Raw genomic sequence first — 25,755 nt, 5'->3', positions numbered from 1 at the left:
TTCAATGATACAAAACGAATCAAACAGACCCAAAGCCATAAAACCAAAATGGCTTAAAAGTCGTCTTCCATCAGCCGATGTTTATTCAAAAATGAAATCAGCGTTGTCTGAAGGCTGCCTGCATACAATTTGCGAAAGCGGAAAATGTCCGAACATCGGCGAATGCTGGGCTGCGGGCGCAGCAACATTTATGATTCTCGGCAATTCCTGTACTCGAAATTGTCGTTTTTGCGCAGTAGACCACACCAGGCCGCTGGCACCCGACAATACCGAACCGGAAAACCTGGCTACTACAGTAGCGCATTTCAAACTTCGTCATTGCGTCATAACATCGGTTACGCGCGACGATCTGAAAGATGAAGGTGCTCAGCATTGGGCCGACTGCATTGCTGCTGTACGCACCAAGAATCCCACTGTTTCAATCGAAGTGCTTGTCCCGGATTTCCATGCAAAACATGAGCTTATAAAAATCATAGCCGATGCAAAACCGGATATATTCAGCCACAACATAGAAACGGTCAGGAGGCTTACGCCACAGATCAGGTCGGTAGCTCAATACGACAGAAGTCTTGAAGTGTTACGCATTGCCTTATCGATGGGATTACGTGTAAAGAGTGGAATAATGACCGGGTTGGGGGAATCGATGGAAGAGATTGCGGAAACAATAAAGGATATTAGGGCAACAGGTTGTAGTATTTTGACTGTTGGCCAGTATTTGCAGCCACGCCATGAAAATCATGTCGTTGAAAAATATTACACGCCGGAAGAATTTGCATATATCCGAAAGCTGGCTCTGGAGCTTGGGTTCAGCCATGTTGAGAGTGGTCCATTGGTGCGATCATCCTATCATTCGGCCGAAGCTTTATAGTGTAATATTATAAGGTATAAGTGGAAATGAGTGTAGTTTAGGCAAAAGGGCGGTTGATTAATCATTTAAAATTCAATGATTTAAATAATAATCCAAAAAAAGTTCAAAAAAATTATTCAGGTAAAGAATAATGCGTAATTTTGCACTCCCGTTTGGAACGCAAACGGACCGTTCACTGAGAAGCCGCAAAAAAAATTGAAAAAAAATCCAAAAAAAGTTGTTGGGAATAAAAAAAGGTTTACCTTTGCACTCCCGTTGAAACAACGGATCGTTGGAAGAGAAAAAAGCCGGGCCAAAAAAAATTAAAAAAAAGTTGGCAGTTATAAAAAAAGGTTTACCTTTGCACTCCCGTTTAAACAACGGACCGGAACGAGAGAGATTGAGATGTTGAAAACTTTTTTTCAAAAAAAGTTGCGGGATTAAAAAAAAGAATTAATTTTGCACTCCCAAATCGAAAGAAGCGGGGCAAAAAAAATAGAACAAACGTTCTTTGAAATATTGAAGCATAGACAAGATAGTGCGTATCTCAAAGTTGAGAACTTTGAAGGATAGATCCGAGACATTCAAGATCAAATTTACTATGGAGAGTTTGATCCTGGCTCAGGATGAACGCTAGCGGCAGGCTTAATACATGCAAGTCGAGGGGCAGCACGGGTAGCAATACCTGGTGGCGACCGGCGCACGGGTGCGTAACGCGTATGTAATCTACCATTAACCGGGGAATAGCCCAGAGAAATCTGGATTAATGCCCCATAGTATTATCGAAAGGCATCTTTTGATAATTAAAGCTCAGGCGGTTTTTGATGAACATGCGTGTCATTAGTTTGTTGGTGAGGTAACGGCTCACCAAGACTACGATGACTAGGGGGTCTGAGAGGATGATCCCCCACACTGGTACTGAGACACGGACCAGACTCCTACGGGAGGCAGCAGTAAGGAATATTGGGCAATGGAGGCAACTCTGACCCAGCCATGCCGCGTGAAGGATTGACGGCCCTCTGGGTTGTAAACTTCTTTTGTACGGGAATAACCCTCCGAACGTGTTCGGAGCTGAAGGTACCGTAAGAATAAGGATCGGCTAACTCCGTGCCAGCAGCCGCGGTAATACGGAGGATCCAAGCGTTATCCGGATTTACTGGGTTTAAAGGGTGCGTAGGCGGATTGATAAGTCAGTGGTGAAAGCCTGCAGCTTAACTGCAGAACTGCCATTGATACTGCCAGTCTGGAGTATGGTTGAGGTAGCTGGAATGTGTCATGTAGCGGTGAAATGCTTAGAGATGACACAGAACACCGACGGCGAAGGCAGGTTACCAACCCATTACTGACGCTGAGGCACGAAAGCGTGGGGATCAAACAGGATTAGATACCCTGGTAGTCCACGCCGTAAACTATGATTACTAGTTGTTGGCGATACATTGCCAGTGACTGAGCGAAAGCATTAAGTAATCCACCTGGGGAGTACGTTCGCAAGAATGAAACTCAAAGGAATTGACGGGGGCCCGCACAAGCGGAGGAGCATGTGGTTTAATTCGATGATACGCGAGGAACCTTACCTGGGCTCGAACGTATAGGGAATTATGCCGAAAGGTATAAGCCAGCAATGGCCGTATACGAGGTGCTGCATGGTTGTCGTCAGCTCGTGCCGTGAGGTGTTAGGTTAAGTCCTGCAACGAGCGCAACCCTTACCTTTAGTTGCCAGCATGTAATGATGGGGACTCTAAAGGAACTGCCTACGCAAGTAGTGAGGAAGGTGGGGATGACGTCAAATCAGCACGGCCCTTATGTCCAGGGCGACACACGTGCTACAATGGCCGATACAAAGGGCAGCTACCAGGTGACTGGATGCGAATCTTTAAAATCGGTCTCAGTTCGGATCGGAGTCTGCAACTCGACTCCGTGAAGTCGGATTCGCTAGTAATCGCGCATCAGCCATGGCGCGGTGAATACGTTCCCGGGCCTTGTACACACCGCCCGTCAAGCCATGGAAGTTGGGGGTGCCTAAAGTTCGTGACCGCAAGGAGCGACCTAGGGTAAAACCAATGACTGGGGCTAAGTCGTAACAAGGTAGCCGTACCGGAAGGTGCGGCTGGAATACCTCCTTTCTGGAGTGATTTATCTGCTGAATGCAAATTCAGTGATACGTACTGTCTTCTATGTCTTCATATTCTGTTATATCCCAATTACGAGCTCAGTGGATATTGTGCTCATTGAGCTACCTAAGTGGAAAAACAACATTTAGTCCCGTAGCTCAGTTGGTTAGAGCACTACACTGATAATGTAGGGGTCCGCAGTTCAAATCTGCGCGGGACTACAAATCGTAAAAGGGGGATTAGCTCAGCTGGCTAGAGCACCTGCTTTGCAAGCAGGGGGTCAACGGTTCGAATCCGTTATTCTCCACATTTTCTGAACGAAAAATAACAGAAACAGTTCTTTGACATATTGAGAAGGCAATTAAAAGAAAAAGAGTCTGTCCTTTAAGGACAATAAGAAAGTAATTAAGGGCGTACGGTGGATGCCTTGGCTCTCATAGGCGATGAAGGACGTGGCAAGCTGCGATAAGCTTCGGGGAGGTGCAAACTACCTTTGATCCGGAGATTTCCGAATGGGGAAACCTATTCCAAGTTAATATTGGAATGCCGTTATGGCGCTAACCCGGTGAACTGAAACATCTAAGTAACCGGAGGAAGAGAAAACAATAGTGATTCCCTAAGTAGTGGCGAGCGAACAGGGAAGAGCCCAAACCATTTTTGTTAAGGCAAAAATGGGGTTGTAGGACTGCAATATGGACTACAAATTCGTAGTGGAAGATTTCTGGAAAGTTATATCATAGAGGGTGATAGTCCCGTACACGAAACGAATTTGTTACCTAGCAGTATCCTGAGTACCACGGGACCGGAGAAATCCTGTGGGAATCTGCCAGCACCATCTGGTAAGGCTAAATACTCATGAGAGACCGATAGCGAACAAGTACTGTGAAGGAAAGGTGAAAAGAACCGTGAACAACGGAGTGAAATAGTCCCTGAAACCGTGCGCCTACAAGCGGTCGGAGCCCATTTATGGGTGACGGCGTGCCTTTTGCATAATGAGCCTACGAGTTGCTACTTACTAGCAAGGTTAATTCAATTGATTGAAGGAGCCGAAGCGAAAGCGAGTCTGAATAGGGCGCTTAGTTAGTAGGTGCAGACGCGAAACTTTGTGATCTACCCATGACCAGGTTGAAGTTGCAGTAACATGTAATGGAGGACCGAACCAGTTGACGTTGAAAAGTCTTTGGATGAGTTGTGGGTAGGGGTGAAAGGCTAATCAAACTGAGAGATAGCTCGTACTCCCCGAAATGTTTTTAGGAACAGCCTCGAGGTCGAGTGTCATAGAGGTAGAGCTACTGATTGGACTAGGGGGCTTCACCGCCTACCAAATCCTGACAAACTCCGAATGCTATGACATATACTCGGGAGTGAGGGCGCGGGTGCTAAGGTCCGTGTCCGAGAGGGAAAGAACCCAGATCATCGGTTAAGGTCCCAAAATATATGCTAAGTTGAATTAACGAAGTGCGATTGCATTGACAGCTAGGATGTTGGCTTGGAAGCAGCCATTCATTTAAAGAGTGCGTAACAGCTCACTAGTCGAGCGATTGTGCGTGGATAATAATCGGGCATTAAGCATATTACCGAAACTGTGACATTAATTTATTAATGGGTAGGGGAGCATTCCAGTTGCACAGAAGGTGAATCGTGAGGTTTGCTGGAGCGGCTGGAAAAGCAAATGTAGGCATGAGTAACGATAATGCAGGTGAAAAACCTGCACACCGAAAGACCAAGGTTTCCTGATCAACGTTAATCGGATCAGGGTTAGTCGGGTCCTAAGGATAACCACGTAAACGTGGGAGGCCGATGGCAAGTTGGTTAATATTCCAACACCGGTGTTACTGCGATGAGGTGACGAAGGAGTGAAAGATCTGCGTACCGACGGATGTGTACGTTGAAGGGTGTAGACTTATCCTGGTTGGCAAATCCGCCAGGTTATCGAACCTGATAGTACCGTGAGTCTTCGGACAAGCGGATAATGATCCTAATCATACTTCCAAGAAAAACCTCTAAGCTTCAGGTAACTACCGCCCGTACCGTAAACCGACACAGGTGGTCGAGGAGAGTATCCAAAGGTGCTCGAGTGATCCATGGCTAAGGAACTAGGCAAATTAACCCTGTAACTTCGGGAGAAAGGGTCCCCCGCGAGGGGGCGCAGAGAAATGGCCCAGGCGACTGTTTATCAAAAACACATGGCTATGCTAAATCGCAAGATGATGTATATGGCCTGACACCTGCCCGGTGCTGGAAGGTTAAGAGGAGATGTCATTCGCAAGAAGAAGCATTGAATCGAAGCCCCAGTAAACGGCGGCCGTAACTATAACGGTCCTAAGGTAGCGAAATTCCTTGTCGGGTAAATTCCGACCTGCACGAATGGTGTAACGATCTGGGCACTGTCTCAGCCATGAGCTCGGTGAAATTGAAGTAACGGTGAAGATGCCGTTTACCCGCCACGGGACGGAAAGACCCCGTGAACCTTCACTACAACTTAACATTGATATTGGATATGAGATGTGTAGGATAGGTGGGAGACTTTGAAGCGGGGGCGCTAGCCCTCGTGGAGTCAACCTTGAAATACCACCCTTCTTATATTTGGTGTCTAATCCGCCCTCGGCGGAAACATTGTTTGGTGGGTAGTTTGACTGGGGTGGTCGCCTCCAAAAGAGTAACGGAGGCTTTCAAAGGTACCCTCAGCACGCTTGGTAACCGTGCGTAGAGTGCAATGGCATAAGGGTGCTTGACTGTGAGACCAACAAGTCGATCAGGTACGAAAGTAGGACATAGTGATCCGGTGGTTCCATATGGAAGGGCCATCGCTCAAAGGATAAAAGGTACTCCGGGGATAACAGGCTGATCACTCCCAAGAGCTCACATCGACGGAGTGGTTTGGCACCTCGATGTCGGCTCGTCACATCCTGGGGCTGGAGTAGGTCCCAAGGGTTCGGCTGTTCGCCGATTAAAGTGGCACGCGAGCTGGGTTCAGAACGTCGCGAGACAGTTCGGTCCCTATCTGTGGTGGGCGTTGGAATTTTGAGAAGCGCTGTCTTTAGTACGAGAGGACCGAGATGGACATACCTCTAGTGTACCTGTTATGGCGCCAGCTGTATCGCAGGGTAGCTACGTATGGAATGGATAAGTGCTGAAAGCATCTAAGCACGAAGCCTGCTTCAAGATGAGAATTCCTTTAAGGGTCGTTGTAGACTACGACGTTGATAGGCTGCAGGTCTAAAGCCAGTAATGGCAAAGCCGAGCAGTACTAATTACCCGTAGCTTTCTATTTCCGGATAGCCTCTTTTTCTTGCCTTTCTCTTTATTGTCTTATCGCATTTAAAACCTTTTGGTGACTATTGCGAAGGTGCTCACCTCTTCCCTTTCCGAACAGAGTCGTTAAGCCCTTCTGCGCAGATGGTACTACGCAAGTGGGAGAGTATGTCGTCGCCAATCTTTACTATATAACCCTGAAAGTTCTTTCAGGGTTTTTTTTTGCCCTTTACTCTCCTTTTTCTTTATAATTTTGCGCTATGAAAAAGGTCCTCTTTATTCAGACCGCTTCGCTCGGTGACGTGATACTTGCTACTGCTACTGCTCACTCTGTCAGGGCTTTGTTTCCTGACGCGCTCATTTTTTTCCTCGTGAAAGAATCCTGCGCTGATGTTCTGAATAACTGTCCGGTTATTGACCAAGTGTTGGTTTGGAACAAAAAAGATCATAAATACAGAAATCTTTTATCCATCTTAAAAGAAATCAGACGTGAAAAGTTTGATGCGGTTATCAATTTTCAGCGTTTTTTTTCTTCAGGCTTTATTACTGCTTTTTCTGGAGGCAAGATAAAAGCCGGCTTTACAAGTAACCCATTGTCGTTGTTCTTCAATCGAAAAGCGCGGCATGAACAAAACGGAACGCACGAAATTGTTCGCAATTTGACACTGGGCAGACAGTGTTTTCCTGGCCTACAGAAAGCAAACCCAGTGATTGCTGTTGAAAAACCAGCTGATCAAGCTCTGCTTGCTATTGCGCAGTCGAAGTATATAACAATTTTCCCGGGCTCTTTATGGGCAACAAAACAATATCCAGTGAAGCAATGGATTGATTTTGTCAGTGAAATTCCTTCAGAGCTGAAGGTAATAATTGCCGGATCAAATGCCGACGTAAAAATGGCGAATGACTTATCCGCTGCCAGGCCTATGAACACCTGGAACCTCTGCGGGAAGTTGAGTATTCTTGAGTCGGCCTGGATTATGAAGTATGCCGCAATGAATTTCACCAACGACAGTGCCCCGACTCATTTGGCTTCAGCTGTAAATGCATCGGTCGCCACAATCTTCTGCAGCACAATACCTGCATTTGGCTTCACGCCCTTGAGTGACAATTCAAAAATCATTGAATACCTTGCACCTTTAAAATGTCGTCCGTGTGGAATTCATGGACACAAATCCTGCCCGCAGAAACACTTTGATTGCGGAAATAAAATTGAAACAAAACAACTTACTGAACTTTTATAAAATCATGTCAGCTGAATATTCCGAGGAAGTAAAAAAATGTATCGAGGTCATGAAAAATCATGGAGTGATTCTTTATCCGACCGATACCATATGGGGTCTTGGGTGCGATGCGACTCAGCCTAAAGCAGTACAGCGTGTTTTCGATATCAAAAAACGAGATGAGGCAAAAACGCTCATTGTTCTTCTTGAAGATGTGTCGAAACTGTCATACTACGTGGATGACATTCCGCCAATTGCTTATGATCTTATAAAACAGGTGGATACGCCCCTCACAATTATTTATCCCAAAGCCAGAAATCTTGCACCGCATTGTATTGCCCCCGATGGACATGTGGCCATCAGAATTGTCAGGAATGAATTCTGCAACGACCTGATCAGGGAGTTTGGAAAACCAATTGTTTCAACTTCAGCAAACATTTCGGGTGAAGCTGCCCCAATGATTTTTCAGGAAATCAGTCCGGAAATTGTTGACCAGGTTGATTATGCCGTCATGTACCGCAGAAATGTTCTTTCAGCGCTGAGACCATCCACCATCATTCGCCTTACGGGAGAATGGGAATATGAAGTTGTGAGATCCTGATTTTAAAGACAAAAGATAAAAGATAAAAGTAAAAAGATAAAAGTAAAAAGCTCTGTCCTGAGCCTGTCGAAGGGATAAAAGGAAAAAGACAAAGGGAAATTATTGTTTCACATCCTGAAACACTCAAAACCCAGCGCCGACTCTAGCGAATTCATTGCATTGATAAAATATATTCTTTCATATTCGGAAATGTCTTCAGCCTTAATTGCTTTCTCAGTAACTTTTCCGGTTGTCAATAGAAATTGACGCATGGTTCCATTGAGCAGAAATGTGTCAGGAGTATAAAATACGCCATCTTTTTCGAATACGATGTTGGCTTTCGAGGTATCTGTCACCATCCCGTTTTTCACAATCACAATTTCATCGGCTCCTGGTGTGGATTGCAGCAGTTTATTCAAATAGCTGCGATCTGTACATTTAAATGAATAATCAAAATCGGGGTTACACTCCACCAACGCGATTTTTTTTATGATCGCAGGAATATATTCTGAAAAACGAATCTCCATCTCAGTCTTGTTGTACCAGATATTGAGTTTCATTATTCCCTTTTCAGGAAGCTCCAAATGATCAAGTACTTTTTCAAAATGAAATTCATTGAAATTACTAATACATGTTTTTCGCATCCGCTCATGATGAAAATCCGCATGCTGGATAACTCCATTCACAACCCGAATGGTTTCGAAAAAGGGAAATATTTGTGGATCAATTGTTTTCATACATTCGACTTTTCAAAGGTAGTCAAATTCGATTTATTAACTTTCAGATTTGATTATCAGTTGTTTTAGTATTGTTGATAAGCAAATGACAGCTTTATTTTGGCATACAATCAAGTTTGTCATTTTCGCATTATGTTAGCTAGTGACAAAAAAACATTCCCGTTGACGTAAAACGCTGTCAGAAATTATTGACTTTGCATTATTTTCACTTACTTTGATTAATCGAAAATTATTGAGCTCCATGAAGACATTCATAATTATGTTTTATTGCACACTGTTGTCCCTCTCTGTTGTTTCGCAGAATGCTGAAACCAACATTATTCCTCAGCCTCAACAGGTTAAGTATGGTCCGGGGTCTTTCCGTTTTGACCAATCTGTACGCGTTTTATGTGAAACGGCGCCCGGAGTTCTATATTCTGCCCGGATGTTTACAGATATGATGAAAATTTCGACGGGTGTTGAGCTCCAATTCGATTCGGTCCGACGTAAAAACACCCAATACATTTCAATTTTCCGCGATGATAGTGCCAAATGGTGTGGCCCCGAAGGTTATCATTTGGTAATCTCTGGTAATGGAATCGAAATTGTGGCTCTAACCGAGGCAGGCATTTTTTATGCGTTGCAGACTTTAAGGCAGTTGATGCCTCCGGAGTTTAGTCAAAATAAAAAAATTGACATCGCTACTATTGAAATTCCCTGCATGACGATTTCTGACAAACCTCGTTTCACCTGGCGGGGAATGAATTTCGACTGTGGCCGTCATTTCATGGAGGTTGATTTTATCAAACGCTACATCGATTTGCTTGCTTTCCACAAAATGAATGTTCTTCACTGGCATCTGACCGAAGATCAGGGCTGGAGAATTGAAATTAAAAAGTATCCGAAGCTTACGAAAGTGGGTGCCTGGCGCAAAGAAGACGATGGCAGCATGTATGGCGGTTTTTACACGCAGGACCAGATACGTGAGGTAGTGGCCTATGCTGCGGAACGCTATATTACCGTGGTTCCTGAAATCGAAATGCCGGGGCATGTTGTGGCGGCACTTGCTTCTTATCCGCAGTTATCATGTGCCGGCGGGCCTTTTGAAGTTGAAAAACGCTGGGGCGTTTTCAATGATATTTATTGTGCGGGCAACGATTCTGTTTTTATTTTCCTGCAGGATGTTCTTACAGAGGTCATGGATTTGTTTCCATCAAAATACATTCATATCGGCGGCGACGAAGCGCCGAAAGTGCGCTGGGAGGCTTGTCCAAAATGTCAGGAGCGCATGAAGTCCGAAAATTTGAAATCGGAAGAAGAGCTGCAAAGCTATTTTATCCGCAGGATTGAAAAATTCCTAAATGCGAATAACCGTCAACTGATAGGCTGGGACGAAATTCTTGAAGGTGGTCTCGCTCCATCGGCGACAGTGCAGTCGTGGCGCGGCATGGAAGGTGGTTTAGAAGCTGCTTCGCAGGGACACGATGCCATTATGTCGCCAACCAGTCATTGCTATTTTGATTATAGTACAACAAATATTAACCTCGAGCAGGTATATTCTTTTGAACCAATACCGGCCGACTTGCCTGCTGACAAACATCATCATATACTTGGCAGCGAAGCTTGTATGTGGACAGAAGTAGCACCTCAGGCGCTCATTGACAGCAGAATGTTTCCGCGTTTGTGTGCTCTCAGCGAGGTTGTTTGGTCAAGCCCGCAAGGTCGCTCGTTTACTGAGTTTCAGAAAAGAATGCAGTTTCATTACAAACGTTTGAACAATCTTGGTGTTCAGTATGGATATGAGCGCGATCCAATAAAACTCACCACCAGGTTTGATAAAAATAAAAATGCTTTTGTCGCTGTTGTTGAGCATGGACAACCGAATTTGACTATGTATTACACGACAGATGGTTCAGAACCGGGTGTCAATTCCGCTAAATACTCAGAGCCTGTCATTATCAATACCAGCGCTGAGATTAAGGTGGCAGCCATCCGACCTGGCTCAGGAAAAACAGCAGTTGAATCACGGAAAGTTTGCTGGCATAAAGCCCTTGGTAAAGAATACACCATCACGTATCCGTACCATAAAAAATATATTGCAGGTGGCGACAGCAACATGACCGATGGTTTGCGCGGCACAAATTCCTATCGCGATAATCTCTGGCAGGGCTACGAAGGACTCGATTTTGAAGCCATCGTTAACCTTGGTGATAAAATGAAAATAAGCAAAGTCAGTATCGGCACGCTACAAAGTTCGCTCGCATGGATTTATCATCCGCTGAAATTGGAAGTGTTTGTTTCGACCGACGCTGCTGATTGGAAGAAAGTTGGCGAAGTTGAAAATAAAATTTCCCAAACCGATGCAGCCACTTCGGTTCAGGATCTAACCGTATGCTTTAAATCGCAGAAAGTGAAATTTGTAAAAGTATATTGCAGTGCAATGCATCAAAACCCTGACTGGCACCCGGGTGCAGGCGGTAAGGCCTGGCTGTTTATTGATGAGATTATTGTTGAATAAACAAACGATATGAAGAAAATATTTTTATTTGTCTTGGTTTGGGGAATCATAGCTGGCTCTGCCTCTTTGTTTTCGCAGGTATTAATGCAAGATCGTGTTGCTTATGACAACATGAATAATTTATTCAGCGAGCGAAAAAGCGCATTTGGAGAGAGAATTCCGGAGATGTTTTCACTGATTGAAAAAACTGAATCTCCTGAACTGGTGGAAGCCATTAAATTTCTGATTGCCTATGCGCCTTTGAGCGATCTTGCCAATCTGGAGCCCGCGTATTTTCAAAACATGGCGGCACTGGCCCTTCGCACCCGAAGCGAGTTTTCGTGGGGGAAGAGTATTCCTGTCGAAGAATTTATGCATTTTGTTTTGCCTTTTCGTGTGAATAATGAAAATCCAGATGAAGCGCGGGCTGTGTTTCTGCCTGAGTTAAAAGAACGTGTACAAGGAATGAGTATGTATGATGCTGCGCTCGAAGTGAATCACTGGTGTCATGAAAAAGTGGCGTATCGTTCCACGGATGAGCGCACATCGTCGCCACTGGCTACTGTCAAAACCGCTTATGGACGCTGCGGCGAAGAAAGTACATTCACAGTTGCAGCCATGCGTAGTGTCGGAATTCCAGCCCGGCAGGTGTACACGCCGCGCTGGGCACACACCGACGACAATCACGCGTGGGTCGAAGTCTGGATCGATGGCAAATGGTATTTCATGGGTGCCTGCGAACCCGATCCGGAATTGAATATGGGCTGGTTCTCGGGACCCGCTACCAGAGCCATTATGGTGCATACCAACACCTTCGGACGATACAATGGTTCCGAAAAAACATTGGTGCAGAAACCGTTGTTTTCGAAACTCAATTTATTGTCGAACTATGCACCGGTGAAAAACGCGGAGGTGAAAGTTGTAGATACTGACGGAAAGCCCATAGAAGGCATCATGGTGGATTATCAGGTGTATAACTATTCCGAATTTTTTACTTTCGCTTCGCTGAAAACGGACAAGGACGGCCGCTGCAGCATTGAAACTGCTTTTGGCGATTTGATGATCTGGGTGAATGATGGAAAAAACTACACATGGAAAATGTTCCCGGCTGAGCAGGAATCTGTACTCGAAATTGTTTTCGATCCTTACGCAATTCAAAAGGACAGTTCGGTGTTTGCGTTTCAGATTTTACCGCCTTCATTGGGGAAAACGGTAACACCAACAACTTCAAAAAAAGAAGAAAACGATCGGCGTCTGAAAGAAGAGGACTCTATCAGAGCCACTTATGAAAATACATTTCCGGACACGGCAAGTTTACGCGAACAATATAAAAACGATCAGTTCAGCGAGGCGATTGTGAATTTCATTTTGAAAAGCCGAGGCAATTATTCCGAGATAGCATCGTTTTATGAGCAGGCAGAAGAAAAAGTTTATGCAATAGATTTGCTTACTGTCATCTCGGAAAAGGATTTGCGTGACACTCCAGCCAGTATCTTACTTGATCATTTGAGAGGTTCTGTGAAATTTCCGCGCAACAAATGCCCAGAAGAGTTTTTTACACAATACGTCCTGAGTCCACGCATTGGGCGCGAGCTGCTGAGTTCATGGTGCAGTGAGCTTCAAAATAGTTTCAGTAAAAAGGAAATAAAATCGTTCAGGAAAAGTCCGGAAAATCTTGTGGCGTGGATAAACAGCAACATTAAACCGGATGAGGAAAATAATTATTATGGTGTAACCCTGTTTCCTGGTAGTGTTATGAAATTGCGAACTGCAGACGAGTATTCGCGAAATGTGTTTTTTGTGGCTTGCTGTCGCAGCTTCGGAATTCCTGCACGATTGGAACCGGCGACATACATTCCGCAGTACTACTGGCATGGCAAATGGATTTCTGTTTTCAAAAGTCAGACTGAGTCTGCAGTGGAAAAAGTTCCGGTGCAATTATATAATGTAGACTTTACTCCAAAATATTACACCAGCTACACCATTGCACGCCTGATTGATGGCCGTTTCCAAACGCTGGATTATGAATATGACGAAAGCATGAATGAATTTCCGGTTAATATGCAGCTTGAACCCGGGACTTACAGAATCATGACAGGAAATCGGCAGTCCGACGGAAGTGTGTTGTCAAATTGGCATTATTTGAATATTCCTTCAGGCAGTGACACATCCAGAATTGCGCTTAAACAGCAAGGTTCAGCAGTTTTCCCAGAGCCGATATTTGATTTTAACGGAGATTTTGAAATGAAATATTTGGCTGGTGACTCGATTGTTTCTTTCCGAAAGATTCAAAATGACTTCAATATTATTTCGTTGATCGATCCTTCAACAGAGCCTGGAAAACATTTTCTGAACGAATTGACTCAAAGTGCAGATGAATTCAACAAGCTGAATCGCATTATTTATCTGGTACTGCCGAAAGATAAATCGGCCAACAGCTTTGATGCGAAATCGTGGCCTGGATTGCCTGAGTCTGTTGTCTGGCTCATGGATTCACAAGGAAAGTTTGCAGATCAATTAAAAACAGCATCAGGAAAAGAACTTTTATTTCCCGAAGTTTTATTTATTTCAGACAATTCAGTATTTTATCAGTTTAGCGGCTATCACATAAATACAGCAGCGATGTTGCTGAATGCATATAACAGGAAAATATATTAATCATGAATGAAAAAATTTTGGAAGTAGTTGCAACATCGCTCGAATCGCTCGAAGCAGCGATTGAGGGTGGGGCAGACCGGATTGAGCTTTGCAGCAATTTATTTTGTGGTGGAACTACGCCGTCTGCAGGATTGATTCAAGGTGCCATAAGCGAAAGCAGTGTGCCTGTGTATGTGTTGATTCGGCCGCGACCGGGTGATTTTGTTTATAGCAAGGCGGAGATGAATGAGATTTGCCGCGACATTGAATTCGCCAAGCAGAGTGGTGCAGTCGGCATTGTGTGCGGATTTCTGCTGCCTGATGGGAATATTGACAAAGAAATTACGCATTTAATCGTTGAACTGGCTTCACCACTAAATGTCACCTTTCATCGTGCTTTCGATGTGTGCCGTGATCCGCTTCAGGGACTCGAAGATATCATTGAAGCCGGCTGTCAGCGCCTGCTTACAAGTGGTCAGAAAAACACAGCCGTTGAAGGACGAGTGCTGATTGCAGAGTTGATCAAGCAAGCCGGAGACCGCATCATCATTATGCCCGGAAGTGGAGTAAATGCAGAAAATATTTCATTGCTGAAAGAATCCGGAGCTGTGGAATTTCATATGAGTGGCTCAGTCAACCGCGATTCAGCAAGCATGTACAACAACGACAAAGTGTTATTAAGTGACAATCCAATTCGCGACAGTATGATTCAAATGACTTCGAAAGAGAAGGTGGCTGCGGTGAAAATAAACTTATTGTAGTAGGTACGGTTTTTTGCGGATGCAATAATTTCATTTTGTAAAACAAAATTGCATTTCGATTTTGGTGCAAACTTGGAACAGATTCGAAAATAAGTCGGCGCCTACAGGATGCTGGAGTAAAAAACAAAGATGTGGGAAGCCGATTTATTATAAAGTAGTGGAGTACGGCTTAACTTTAATGAACGACAGCAAATCTTTCAGAAATCATCGTTGAGCCTATTTCAAGCTGAAGCACATACATACCCTGCTCAAAACATGATGTTTCAAAGTGGTGAGTTGTCAGACCCTGCTGAACAATAAACGCATATGTTTTAACTGTTTCTCCGTTGGCGTTTAGGATTTTTGCTTTACAGAGCTCTTCATCTGAATAGCTGATTTCGCATGTCAGTACTTCGTCGGCGGGATTAGGGACTATATTCAGAGCGGTATTTCCTGAATTTTCCTTTTCAATTCCAACGCCGGTAGCGACAATTGTATTACAGATTTTGTTGTTGGTTGTATCTTCATCTGAAAGCAAGGAAATAGCTGCACAAATATCGTATGTGTTTAGAGGCCCGGGGAAAGTAGTTGTAAACTGATATTCAATTGAATCGGAACTGTTCAGTGTTCCGGTCCATGTTTCATTTGCTTGAAGCACGCCATCCAGAGAATATGAAACCGGAATTGAATATAATGTGTTTAATCCAGCATTCAACAGCACTATTTTTACAAAAACAGGCATATTACATGCAGTGGAGGAAACAGGTTCAGCAATGCGAACAATGACCGGGTCTGTCTGTGCTATGATTTCATCCGCTCCAATGTCAGGCGTACTCAAATTCCGCATTTCATAATCAATATCTGTACTGACTCCAACGTTTAGTCCTTTGTTATTCACAACAAAATCGGTGACATGCAGGTCTGTATCACTACAAAACTGAGGTGATGACACGAATGAATGCAGCTCGGTTTGATAGTTTGTCTGCCAGTAGGACAAAGAGTAATTATTATTTAGGTAATGAATGATTAAAGAACCATTGTTTTTGAAAACATTGTAATCTGAAGTGTTGAGTAGGAAGGGACTCTTGAGCAAAACAGAGTAATCATAGTTACTACTATAAATATTATTTGCAAAATTTGAATATTGCAATTCATTTGCCGAAAGAGCAACATTGAGTGAAGTGCTATTCGAGTAAGTGTGCAGTGTGTTGTGATAGACATTCCAATATTCGGATGTATCCATGGCTAGCGCAATCGTAGTTCCGGAGCCACCTATGGAAACAAAATTATTTGCAATAAGGCCTGGTTGAGCTGCACTGCACTGACTGTTTTTTACAACGATTCCCTGGCCGGCTGATAGTGATATTTTATTTTTTTCGACAATCACGCTATGGATATTATTCAGATAGATTGATGCTTGCGACGTACTTAAAGAATCATTGTCAAAAAGATTTTCACTAATCGTAAGATCTTTTTCTGATGAGGAAAACAATCCAAATTGTCTGAAATTGTGAAAAATGTTTTTGCTTATTATATTATTTTTTATACCAGCAATACTGCTGTTCCCTCTGAACAATATTGCGGTCGAGCCCGATTCGATCTGATTTTCGTCAATAACAATATGAGTGCAGCTACTGTTATTATAAATCAGCGCAGTTTGTTCTGTATTTCCTGCAAGCGGGTTTCCGCATATGCGATTTCCTTTCAGTCTGATGTAATTGGTATTTGTGCCGAAATCAAAGCAGCGCCCATAGCTGGTTCCCGACGCATTAAAAGTCAGATTATGAAATTCAGTAAACGATGTTTCATTGAGTCTGATAATATAATTATCTGATGCTCCGACAGCAGAATGACTGATAGTGACTGAATCCGGATTATTGGCTAAGGAACAAAAAATTACGTGTGCAGAATCACATGCACCTGGAATTGGGAAATCGATATTCAGTAAAGTGTCGTATACACCTGATGAAATCTCAAATATGGTTGTGTCAGATATCCCACAGGTTTTTAATTCATTTAAAACTTCAGCAAAGTGGCTGAAATTTACACCTGCAGTAGCTGATAATGGATCAATCGTGTATGTTCCGGCAAGGTACTGATCGCAAACCTGATATTCTGATTGCAGTGTATCATTCACCGGAATGTGATCGGATGAATCATTGGGCATGGAGGTCCAGACGCGGACTGTATGTAAACCGCTTACCGGAAATGTAACCTGACCAATAGTCACCTCGGAGGATACAGAGTCTGGCAAAACACTCCCAGTCCAGTTATACACTCCCTGAAGTGTGCCATCCACTGCAAAATATACCGATGCTTTATTCAGTGTGTCGGCTGCATAGTTGTTCAGCCTGATTTTTAAATCGATTGGAATTCCAGTTAGTGGGCGAGGTGTATGTACAGGTGAAGTTATAATTTCAACACCAGCATCCTGCTGAAAAGGATTGTACTCGTCGGCACCAATGTCAGGGTGATTCAGATCGCGCAATTCATTATCCATATCGGTTGGTATTCCAACTGGTGCTCCCAGATCATTCAGGGAAAGATCGTACATGTGCAGGTCTGAATTGCTGACAAAATTGGGATTTTCGCTAACCGAGTGCAGGTCCTGCGATGAAGAGTTCTGCCAGGTTGATAAAGTGGATACTGTATAATTATTGTTTACCAGACCGATTCCGTTTGTGTACAGATTGTTGTAATCGGATACCAGATTCGCAACTGATATTGCCAATGCTACACCATCACCGGTGCTTGCAAAAATGTTATTCTTGATGATTAATTCAGAACAGTTATACACATCAAACACTCTTCCGGTGCCGGTATTTAATATGCTGTTGTGATAAAAATCGCTAAACCAGCTGCATTCAACCCTGAAAGCAATTCCTCTGGAGTTAGTTATACAATTATTGCTTATGAGATTGTGTAATGAGGTGCTTCCTTGACAGCCCGTATAAAAAATTCCACAATCCTGATTGCCGTAAATAGTATTGGCATTAAACAAACTGTTTCGGCAATTTGAAAGCCACATGCCACTACTGCTATTTAGTGTTGATGCTGAATAAACTTCATTACCACTCAGGTCCATCCGATATTGATTGACGCAGAGAATTCCATAACGTAAATAGTTATAAACCTTGTTATCACGGATAATATTTCCTGTTTCCAATGACGGACCTGAAAAAAGAATTCCGTAAGCGCCATTGTATATTGAATTCCCCGTTACTGAAATATAGTTTACTAGAGAATTGTCCGGATTATGAATCAACGAGGCACTCCACTCTGTATTTGTAGTTACATCACCGATCATAATATTACCGGTACATGCAATATGCTCAGCTCCATTCAGAAAGGCGACAGCACAATCATTATCGCCAAATACAGAACTGATGGGTGTGATTTTCAAATATTTTATTTCGATATATCTTGTGTCCATAAATCCGATCACAAAATTGCGTGTGCTCGAACATAAATGGCGGAAGGTGACATCGGATGGATTGCCCGTTGCAGACTGAAATACCACCCATGAATCGGACGCAGTGCCATCAATGGGATAATCGAAAACCAGTATAGTATCGTATAGCCCCGGGTTAATATAAAACACGGTGGAATCACTGATCCCGCAGGTGCTTAGCTGTTGATGCACTTCGTTGAAATACCTGAAGTTTGTTGCCGATGACGGCTGTGTTGAATTAATGGTATATGGCCCGGCCAGCACTCTGTCACAAACTTTATACTGCTGAAAAAGCGTATCGTTGTCAGGCATGATATCTACCGAGTCATTTGGCAGCGATGTCCAGACTTTAATGCTATGTATTCCGGCAGAACCAAACAATACAGTATCGAGGGTAATATTAGTGCTTACAGAATCAGTAACTATGAGGCCTGCCCAGGGTTGCGATGTTTGTGTAACTCCATCAATTTCGTAATGCAACATTACTTTTTTAAGAGTGTCATTTCCATTATTGATGATTTTTATAACAAGAGGATATGACTGACCTGCCAATGAATGCGGAACAGGTACAGGGGACTCTATATTGAAAATGCCGGCATCTGTTATTAATGGTGTGAATTCATCAGCACCAATATCCGGAAGAAGCGAATCACGTATTTCACCATCAATGTCAATCATGATTCCAACGGGCGTTCCGATATTATTCACGGATTCGTGAAATACATGCAGATTGGATTCACTCATATATTGGGGATCCAGGTTGTATGAATGGAATTCCATATTATAAGTGGTCTGTAATGAACTGAATGAGCCATAGTTCGAAAATGTTGGACCAGTAGTGTAAAGAATGTTGTAGTCAGAATTGAATCCGTTGTAATAATTAAACACATATCCACCACCATAGTTTGCCAGAATATTGTTGCGGATTATTGCTTGTGTATAACTACTGTTGCTGAATACTTTTCCCGCACCGCGCTGCAGCAGGCTGTTGTGATAAAAAAGTATATTCTCCCCATAAATAAAATGAATAGAGCTTCCGTTGCTTGAAAGGGTGGAAATGAAATTATTTACAATTGATGCCGGATTGGAGCTTAAAGCCTGCACCCGGTCGAGATACATTCCATACTGAAATGGTCCGCAAATATTGTTTCTTTCAGCAATCAGCTGTTTGACTTCGCTCATATAAATGCCATTGGATGTGGAATTGGCGTTGATGGAAGAAATTTTATTTCCGTTGACTTGCAGGTTGTTTTGTCGTGTCAGTTGAATGCCTGCGTAATAAAAGTCTTCGATGGTATTATTCTCTATGAGATTGTTGTAAGCCTGAGAGCCTAATCCTAATCCGGTTAATTGAATTGAATAAGCTCCATTGCGTAGCAGGTTGTTTGTGATTTCTATATTTGAAGCCAAACCGACAACATCGTTACGGATATTCACCAACCTATTAGTGTACAATGGCACAGTGTCGACCCCTAATAAAATATTGTGGTCTATTTTTATATTCGTACAACTATCCATTAAATTCACACAGCATCCATATTCCGATGAATTGTACACCGCTTGCAAGGTCAGGTGTTTAACCTCGATATAGTGACTTTTATTGAAATTGATGACTGCGTTGGTTGCCGAAATGCATGAGTGCCTGAGCGTAACGTCCTGCGCATTATTGCTGGCTGACGTAAAGACCACCCAGGCTGAGTCTGAGATTCCGGGAATGCTAAAATCGAAGGTCAGCAGCGTATCATATGTGCCATTTTGAATACTGAAAACAGTTGTGTCTTTTACGCCACAGGTTTTCAGATAATACAAAGCATCTTTAAAACTTCCAAAATTTAAAACTCCGGTCGGGGCAGCCGGATCAACCGAAAACTGTGTATGAGATGCTGATTCGCATAAATACCAGGTTTGCATTAATGTATCGTTATATACATATGCATCCTGCAATCCGTTAGGGTTGCTGGTGTAGGCTGTCAGATCTGTATAGCCTATTCCGGAAAAGGTGTAATTACCCAGCGTTATTTCATTTGAGATGGAGTCATGAGGCAGTACACCAGTCCAGTCAATCGGCGTCTGCGGCACACCATTTACCAACCAATGAATAGTGGCCGATTCCAGCGTGTCGGTTCCATAGTTTCGGATTTTTACTTTTATATAATAAGGACTGTCGGATTGCAGAATGGATCCTGCTGGTTCTGTTATTTCAATCAATTGAACATCATGAGTATATACTGGCTGAAAAGCTAATTTTATATTTGGCCTTTCGGTTGTGAAACTCCCATTTGAATTTGGAAATACATAGGAATAAATGCTATGGCTGAATTCTTTTGCAAGGTTTGATGCGCCCGCTGTGTATCTGAAATTGACAAAAGATGCTGATGAAGGGCCTTTCTTATTCTGGTAATAAACTACAAGGCTTCCATTTCCGGAATAATAAAAATGATGCGATAAAGGAATTTTTTTCCAGCCGGGGCTTGAAAATGCCAGAGATCCTTCAAATACCGTAATCATTTGAGATGTATCAGGCTTGTAAGTATCAGCAAAAACAATGTCCGGAATTTCAGCCAACATGATTTTTTGGTTGGTCTGTACATTAGGGCTGTTGTTACTGCCCACATAATAATAAATCGAATCAATACAACCGGAATAATTGATCTCACTTGCTTGGTATATGCAGGCACTCCAACTGTAATAAGAAGTTGCAGTTGTCGGTAGGTCATAAGTTTGTGTCGTTCCGTTTCCTATAGTAACATAATTTGCTGTTTGGGCTGACAGCTGTTCCGAAAGAAAACAAACAGATAACACTAAAATCAGCACGAGCGGTTTCATATTTACATTTTTAATATACAAATCTACATTTTTTTCAAATTATTGTATATTTGATGCAAACATTTTTAAAATGAAGATTTCATTTTTTATTGTAGTTCTCATTTTTTTCTCATTACACATGTCTGCACAAATTCAATGGATGCAGTATGGCAACGAAATGACCGGTGAAGGAAACGAAGAATGGTTTGGAGCTTCATTATGCATGAGTGCCGATGGAACAACATTTATTTCGGGAGCTTATTTGAATGATGCACTGGCCTTCAACGGAGGGCGCGTCAGTGTGTATCAGTACAACGGGTCCAGCTGGCAGAAACACGGTCAGGATATTTTTGGCAGCGTTGCGAACGATAATGTTGGATGGGCGGTTTCGACAAACGCAAATGGCACTATTATAGCGGTTGGCATTACTGGCAGCGATATCAATGGCACCAATTCCGGCAAAGTGGATGTTTATCAAAATATTTCCGGTGCCTGGGTGCAGAAAGGCAATTCAATTGCAGGCGACTCTCCGGGTGACTTATGCGGCAATGCCATTTCGATGAGTGCCGATGGCTTAACCCTTATCGTTGGATCGCAATATGATGCAACTTACGGAACCAGTACAGGTAATGCCCGTGTTTTCAGATTTATCGGAGCCTCATGGACTCAACTGGGCAGCACTTTTTGTGGTTCAGCTGCCTACGATTTTTTTGGGTGTTCAGTTAGCATCAATGCCGATGGATCTATTGTTGCCATCGGTGCAAAAAACGCCGACCCATGGGGCAGTAATTCGGGGCAGGTCAAGGTTTTTCAATATCAATCGGGTGGCTATTGGACACAAATGGGTATTCCGGTACATGGTGACACAACTAATAATGGTGCTGGTAATGGTGTCAGCCTTGATGCTTCGGGTTTGGTCCTGGCGGTCGGAAGCCCTGGAAACAGCGTGGCCGGCACTTCTGCCGGGCAGGTAAAAGTGTATGAATATGTGGCCAGTCAGTGGCAGCTGAAAGGAAACCCGATGTATGGAGATGTCGCACAAGACCGTTTTGGTGAATCCATTAAATTAAGTTATGATGGCAATTCTCTGATTGCCGGAGCAGTCAATAATGACTTTTTGGGAACCAATGCTGGTCATGCAAAAGTTTATAATTTCAATTCGGGCGTATGGGAATTGATGGGTAGTGCTATATGCGGAGAGGGAGATGGTGATATGGCCGGAATTTCTGTCGGAATGAATTACGATGCATCGCTGGTGGCTGTCGGTGCACGCGCAAATGATAATCTGTTTACCGATGCCGGCCATGTACGAGCCTTTTATCAATGTCACACGTCTTTTGGCGCCGATACAATAAATACCTGTAATTTTTCATATACATGGATAAACGGAATCACTTATTTTGATGATATTGATACCGCTATATATATCATGCAGAATGCAGCCGGCTGCGATTCGGTTGTAACACTGCACCTGAGAATAAACGCTAATTCATCAACTGACGTCCGTTCAGCATGCGATTCTATCACGTGGATTGACGGCCTCACATATAAAGAAAGTACATCTACACCGCAATTCACGCTGACTAATGTTGCCGGCTGTGATTCGCTGGTGACCCTTCATCTGACAATTCTTAAAGACTCGGTTACCGATGTCCAGTCTGCCTGTGATTCTTTTACATGGATTGATGGAGTCACGTACACACAAAGTACCAGTGCACCACAGATGACACTGATTAATTCCGCAGGTTGTGATTCAGTTATAACTCTGAATCTCACAATAAATAATAGTGAGACCAATGTCGATAGCCAGACGGTCTGTGATTCGTTGATTTGGGTTGATGGTATACATTATTATGCCAGCACTTCAACACCTTCATTTATGCTTACAACGGCTCATGGGTGCGACTCTCTGGTTACACTCAATCTGACAGTAAAAAACAGCACTGATTATACGGATAATCACTCATCCTGTGATTCATTTTCATGGATTGATGGAAACACTTACTTCGAAGATACTGATACGGCAAGATTTTTCCTGACCAATGCTGCCGGCTGTGATTCTGTCATTACTTTAAATCTCGAAATTTTATCGGATCATGTTACTGATATTGTTTCAGACTGTGATTCCTTTACATGGATTGATGGGATCACCTATACAGCAAGCAATAATACTGCGGTTTATCAGATTACAAATCTTGCAGGATGCGATTCATTGGTGTCACTTGACCTGACATTAAACCACAGTTCTGCAGTTGAGGATGTGCATTTCTCTTGTGAGCCATTTACATGGATTGATGGAAATACGTATGCCAGCAGTAATAATACGGCGGTGTACATCATTCCAACAGCTGCTGGTTGCGATTCAGTGATAACACTGGACCTGACGCTTCATCCTGCCGACATTATTCAGCACCCTGTAAATCAATATGTGACGATAGACTCTGCGGCCCAGTTTGTTGTGACCACTTTAGCATCGCCGGCGTTTTTTCAATGGCAGGGCGATTTGGGTTTTGGATTTATTGATTTGACCGAAGGAGGCCAGTATACAGGCACATTCAACGATACATTGATTGTTTCAAATGTCAGCATGGCCAATGATAATCAGAATTTTCGGTGCATTGTGCATTCGCTTACATGCAGCGACACATCGTTGGCTGCAGCACTCAATGCAAGTGGAGTCGGTATTTCTGAAAACACGGACTACAAAGCAATCAGAATTTATCCGAATCCTGCTTCGGATGAATTAAGAATCCAGGTGCCTTCAAACCTTTGCGGAACTTTGTATTCAGTTACGGATGAAAAGGGCATAGTGGTTATCAGTGGCGTAGTCCCGAATGAATATTTCCAGATCAATCTGGATAGACTCAAAGAAGGATTGTATTTCTTCCGAGTCTATGGCTGCAAAGGAAAATCGTTTAGTGTTATTCAAAAATAGTTTTCAATGAACTTAAAAACAATCTACGGCGTGTTATGCTTCTGTATGATATTTATCACCGCAGTCAGCATTTCACAGGCTCAGGTTCAGTGGACGCAAATGGGGACGACAATTAACGGAGCTTTTGCCCAAGCTGCTTTGGGGAAAGCTGTAGCAATAAGTAGTAACGGAATGGTGGTCGCTGCGGGAGGGCCATATAATGACAGCTTTGACAACGAACGGGGGCATGTTTGTGTATATGAATTTCAAAACGGCAACTGGCAGCAGAAAGGCGGATACCTGAATGGCGAAGCACCTGAGGATGAGTTTGGATGCTCGGTCAGCATTAATGATAATGGGTCTATTGTGGCTGTAGGTGCGAGGGATAACGAAGCGCATGGCCCAGAAACGGGAGAAGTAAAGGTTTATCAATATAATGGTGGAAGTTGGATTCAAATGGGTGCAGACATAGATGGTGAAGCATCCGGCGACCAGTTTGGAAGTTCTGTGAGTTTAAGTGCCGACGGGCTTACGCTGGCCGTAGGTGCACCAAATAATGACGGAGTATCTTTCCATGGCATTGGAGAAGTAAAAATTTTCCGTTACATCTCTGGTGCCTGGACTCAGATAGGATCAGACATTACCGGTTCCGATTACTATTCGATTTATTTAGGAACTTCTGTTGATCTCGATTCCACGGGAACGATTGTGGCAATAGGCGCCATCGAAGGCGTTTATTCAGCGTATGAACGTGTGTACATGTTCAATGGATCGGATTGGGTTCAGATGGGAGGGAACATTAATGCCGGTGCAAATGTATATGGAGCAGGAACCTCAGTAAGTCTTAATTATGACGGTACAATACTGGCGGTTGGTTGTCCATACAATTACGGTACAGTGGCAAATTCCGGAATTGTCTGTGTTTATCAGTATTCCGGTGGTGTGTGGACACAGATAGGAACCGATATTCCTGGAGAAGGCGATTCTGACAAGTTCGGATATTCTGTTGATGTTTGTGCCGATGGGCTTACACTGGTCGTTGGTGCTTATAACAACGATGGCTCGGGAGCTTATGCAGGTCATGCGAGAGTATATAAATATGTCGGTGGTTCGTGGATACAGGTGGGTGCCGATATTGACGGTGGATTAGCCTATGATTCGTTTGGTTATTCGGTAAGTATTAGCGGTCAGGGCGAAACCTTTGTGGCGGGGCTGGCAAACAGTGATGGTATTGCCAGTTTCAGTGGTCAGGCGAAAGTGTATACTTCATGTTTGCCAAGTACAGGCATTGATACCGTTGATGGTTGTGAAAGTTTCACATGGATTGATGGAAACACTTATTTTGCCGACAACAATACAGCCACCTGTACCATTACAAATTCTGCCGGATGCGATTCTATTGTAACATTGAACCTGACAATGTACAATGTTGATATTACACATAATCCGCTGAGCGAAATCCTGCATCCGGGAGATACAGCATATTTCCACGCCGAAACATCCGGTTTGCAGCCATCTTATCAGTGGCAAAGCGACATTGGTAGCGGTTTTGTAAATTTGAGCAACTCAGGACAATACACTGGAGTGCATACCGACTCCTTAAAAGTGTCGAATATTTCGATGACAAACAATAATCAACTTTTCAGATGTCTGATTACGGTGAATCAATGCACTGATTCGACATCGGCTGCAATACTGGAGGTCATTGATAATACCGGACTTGGCAAAAACAGCTCAGATAAAATATTGATATTCCCAAACCCGGCAACAAACTTAATCTGCATAAAAACACCGGCAGAATTTCATGCAGATCATTACAGTATTGTCGATAAAGCTGGGAAGGAAGTTTTACAGGGAAGATGGCACGATGCATCATATTGTATTGATATTAGTGCATTTACAGATGGTTCATATGTATTGAACATTGATGGTTCTGGAAAAGTTGTCAAAAGCGTATTTTTTAAAATTAAAGAATAAAAGAC

Annotated in this window: 11 protein-coding genes, 2 tRNA genes and 3 rRNA genes; 13 read left to right on the top strand and 3 right to left on the bottom strand. The window is 43.2% G+C overall.

From position 1 onward, the window contains the following. The first annotated feature begins 4 nt into the window (after positions 1–4). A complete protein-coding gene (locus tag A2W93_01465) occupies positions 5–868 on the top strand; it encodes a lipoyl synthase (GenBank protein OFY55738.1) in 864 nt (287 codons plus the stop codon). Between the two features lie 72 nt (positions 869–940). Here A2W93_01465 and A2W93_01460 read toward each other — a convergent pair whose 3' ends face one another. Then, positions 941–1,273, bottom strand: coding sequence for a hypothetical protein (locus tag A2W93_01460; GenBank protein ID OFY55737.1), 333 nt, complete (start codon positions 1,271–1,273; stop codon positions 941–943). A 169-nt stretch (positions 1,274–1,442) separates the two neighbouring features. On the opposite strand from A2W93_01460, the gene A2W93_01455 reads away from it, so the two are divergent. The 7 genes from A2W93_01455 to A2W93_01425 all read left to right on the top strand — a co-directional run bounded on the left by A2W93_01455 (position 1,443) and on the right by A2W93_01425 (position 8,034). Further along, positions 1,443–2,976: ribosomal RNA gene (locus A2W93_01455) — 16S ribosomal RNA — on the top strand. A 129-nt stretch (positions 2,977–3,105) separates the two neighbouring features. Further along, a tRNA-Ile gene (locus A2W93_01450) sits at positions 3,106–3,182 on the top strand. Positions 3,183–3,191: 9 nt separating this feature from the next. Next, positions 3,192–3,265: transfer RNA gene (locus A2W93_01445), tRNA-Ala, on the top strand. 83 nt (positions 3,266–3,348) lie between these two features. After that, positions 3,349–6,231 (top strand): 23S ribosomal RNA (locus A2W93_01440). Positions 6,232–6,288: 57 nt separating this feature from the next. Further along, a 5S ribosomal RNA gene (gene rrf, locus A2W93_01435) occupies positions 6,289–6,396 on the top strand. The 16S, 23S and 5S rRNA genes sit together here with 2 tRNA genes alongside, the layout of an rRNA operon. 77 nt (positions 6,397–6,473) lie before the next feature. Continuing rightward, positions 6,474–7,454, top strand: a complete 981-nt coding sequence (locus A2W93_01430) for a hypothetical protein (protein ID OFY55736.1) — start codon at positions 6,474–6,476, stop codon at positions 7,452–7,454. 4 nt (positions 7,455–7,458) lie between these two features. After that, on the top strand, positions 7,459–8,034 hold the full coding sequence (locus A2W93_01425; GenBank protein OFY55866.1) for a threonylcarbamoyl-AMP synthase: 576 nt from the start codon (positions 7,459–7,461) through the stop codon (positions 8,032–8,034). Positions 8,035–8,141: 107 nt separating this feature from the next. On the opposite strand, the gene A2W93_01420 is transcribed toward A2W93_01425, so the two are convergent. Then, positions 8,142–8,750, bottom strand: a complete 609-nt coding sequence (locus A2W93_01420) for a hypothetical protein (protein OFY55735.1) — start codon at positions 8,748–8,750, stop codon at positions 8,142–8,144. A 241-nt stretch (positions 8,751–8,991) separates the two neighbouring features. On the opposite strand from A2W93_01420, the gene A2W93_01415 reads away from it, so the two are divergent. From A2W93_01415 to A2W93_01405, 3 genes are read left to right on the top strand one after another with little or no spacing between them, the layout of a single operon-like run. Continuing rightward, positions 8,992–11,247, top strand: a complete 2,256-nt coding sequence (locus tag A2W93_01415; protein OFY55734.1) for a hypothetical protein — start codon at positions 8,992–8,994, stop codon at positions 11,245–11,247. A 9-nt stretch (positions 11,248–11,256) separates the two neighbouring features. Next, positions 11,257–13,884, top strand: coding sequence for a hypothetical protein (locus tag A2W93_01410; GenBank protein OFY55733.1), 2,628 nt, complete (start codon positions 11,257–11,259; stop codon positions 13,882–13,884). Between the two features lie 2 nt (positions 13,885–13,886). Beyond that, on the top strand, positions 13,887–14,624 hold the full coding sequence (locus A2W93_01405; GenBank protein OFY55732.1) for a hypothetical protein: 738 nt from the start codon (positions 13,887–13,889) through the stop codon (positions 14,622–14,624). Between the two features lie 175 nt (positions 14,625–14,799). Here the strand turns inward: A2W93_01405 and A2W93_01400 are convergent, their stop codons facing one another. Next, on the bottom strand, positions 14,800–20,880 hold the full coding sequence (locus A2W93_01400; protein OFY55731.1) for a hypothetical protein: 6,081 nt from the start codon (positions 20,878–20,880) through the stop codon (positions 14,800–14,802). 70 nt (positions 20,881–20,950) lie between these two features. Between A2W93_01400 and A2W93_01395 the strand changes: the two genes are divergently transcribed. Beyond that, positions 20,951–23,794: a hypothetical protein gene (locus A2W93_01395; protein OFY55730.1), complete on the top strand. Its 2,844-nt coding sequence runs from the start codon at positions 20,951–20,953 to the stop codon at positions 23,792–23,794. A 6-nt stretch (positions 23,795–23,800) separates the two neighbouring features. Continuing rightward, positions 23,801–25,750, top strand: coding sequence for a hypothetical protein (locus tag A2W93_01390; GenBank protein OFY55729.1), 1,950 nt, complete (start codon positions 23,801–23,803; stop codon positions 25,748–25,750). Positions 25,751–25,755 lie beyond the last annotated feature (5 nt).

The organism is Bacteroidetes bacterium GWF2_43_63, assembly GCA_001769275.1.
Taxonomy (GTDB): Bacteria; Bacteroidota; Bacteroidia; order Bacteroidales; family DTU049; genus GWF2-43-63.
Note: the sequence above shows the minus strand (reverse complement) of the source record. Positions and strands in the feature narration are given on the sequence as shown.

Bases quoted from the DNA above. Each gene is read 5' to 3' on its own strand.
- A2W93_01400 (OFY55731.1), bottom strand. From the start codon at position 20,880: ATGAAACCGCTCGTGCTGATTTTAGTGTTATCTGTTTGTTTTCTTTCG.
- A2W93_01420 (OFY55735.1), bottom strand. From the start codon at position 8,750: ATGAAAACAATTGATCCACAAATATTTCCCTTTTTCGAAACCATTCGG.
- A2W93_01390 (OFY55729.1), top strand. From the start codon at position 23,801: ATGAACTTAAAAACAATCTACGGCGTGTTATGCTTCTGTATGATATTT.
- A2W93_01405 (OFY55732.1), top strand. From the start codon at position 13,887: ATGAATGAAAAAATTTTGGAAGTAGTTGCAACATCGCTCGAATCGCTC.
- A2W93_01415 (OFY55734.1), top strand. From the start codon at position 8,992: ATGAAGACATTCATAATTATGTTTTATTGCACACTGTTGTCCCTCTCT.
- A2W93_01410 (OFY55733.1), top strand. From the start codon at position 11,257: ATGAAGAAAATATTTTTATTTGTCTTGGTTTGGGGAATCATAGCTGGC.
- A2W93_01430 (OFY55736.1), top strand. From the start codon at position 6,474: ATGAAAAAGGTCCTCTTTATTCAGACCGCTTCGCTCGGTGACGTGATA.
- A2W93_01465 (OFY55738.1), top strand. From the start codon at position 5: ATGATACAAAACGAATCAAACAGACCCAAAGCCATAAAACCAAAATGG.
- A2W93_01395 (OFY55730.1), top strand. From the start codon at position 20,951: ATGAAGATTTCATTTTTTATTGTAGTTCTCATTTTTTTCTCATTACAC.
- A2W93_01425 (OFY55866.1), top strand. From the start codon at position 7,459: ATGTCAGCTGAATATTCCGAGGAAGTAAAAAAATGTATCGAGGTCATG.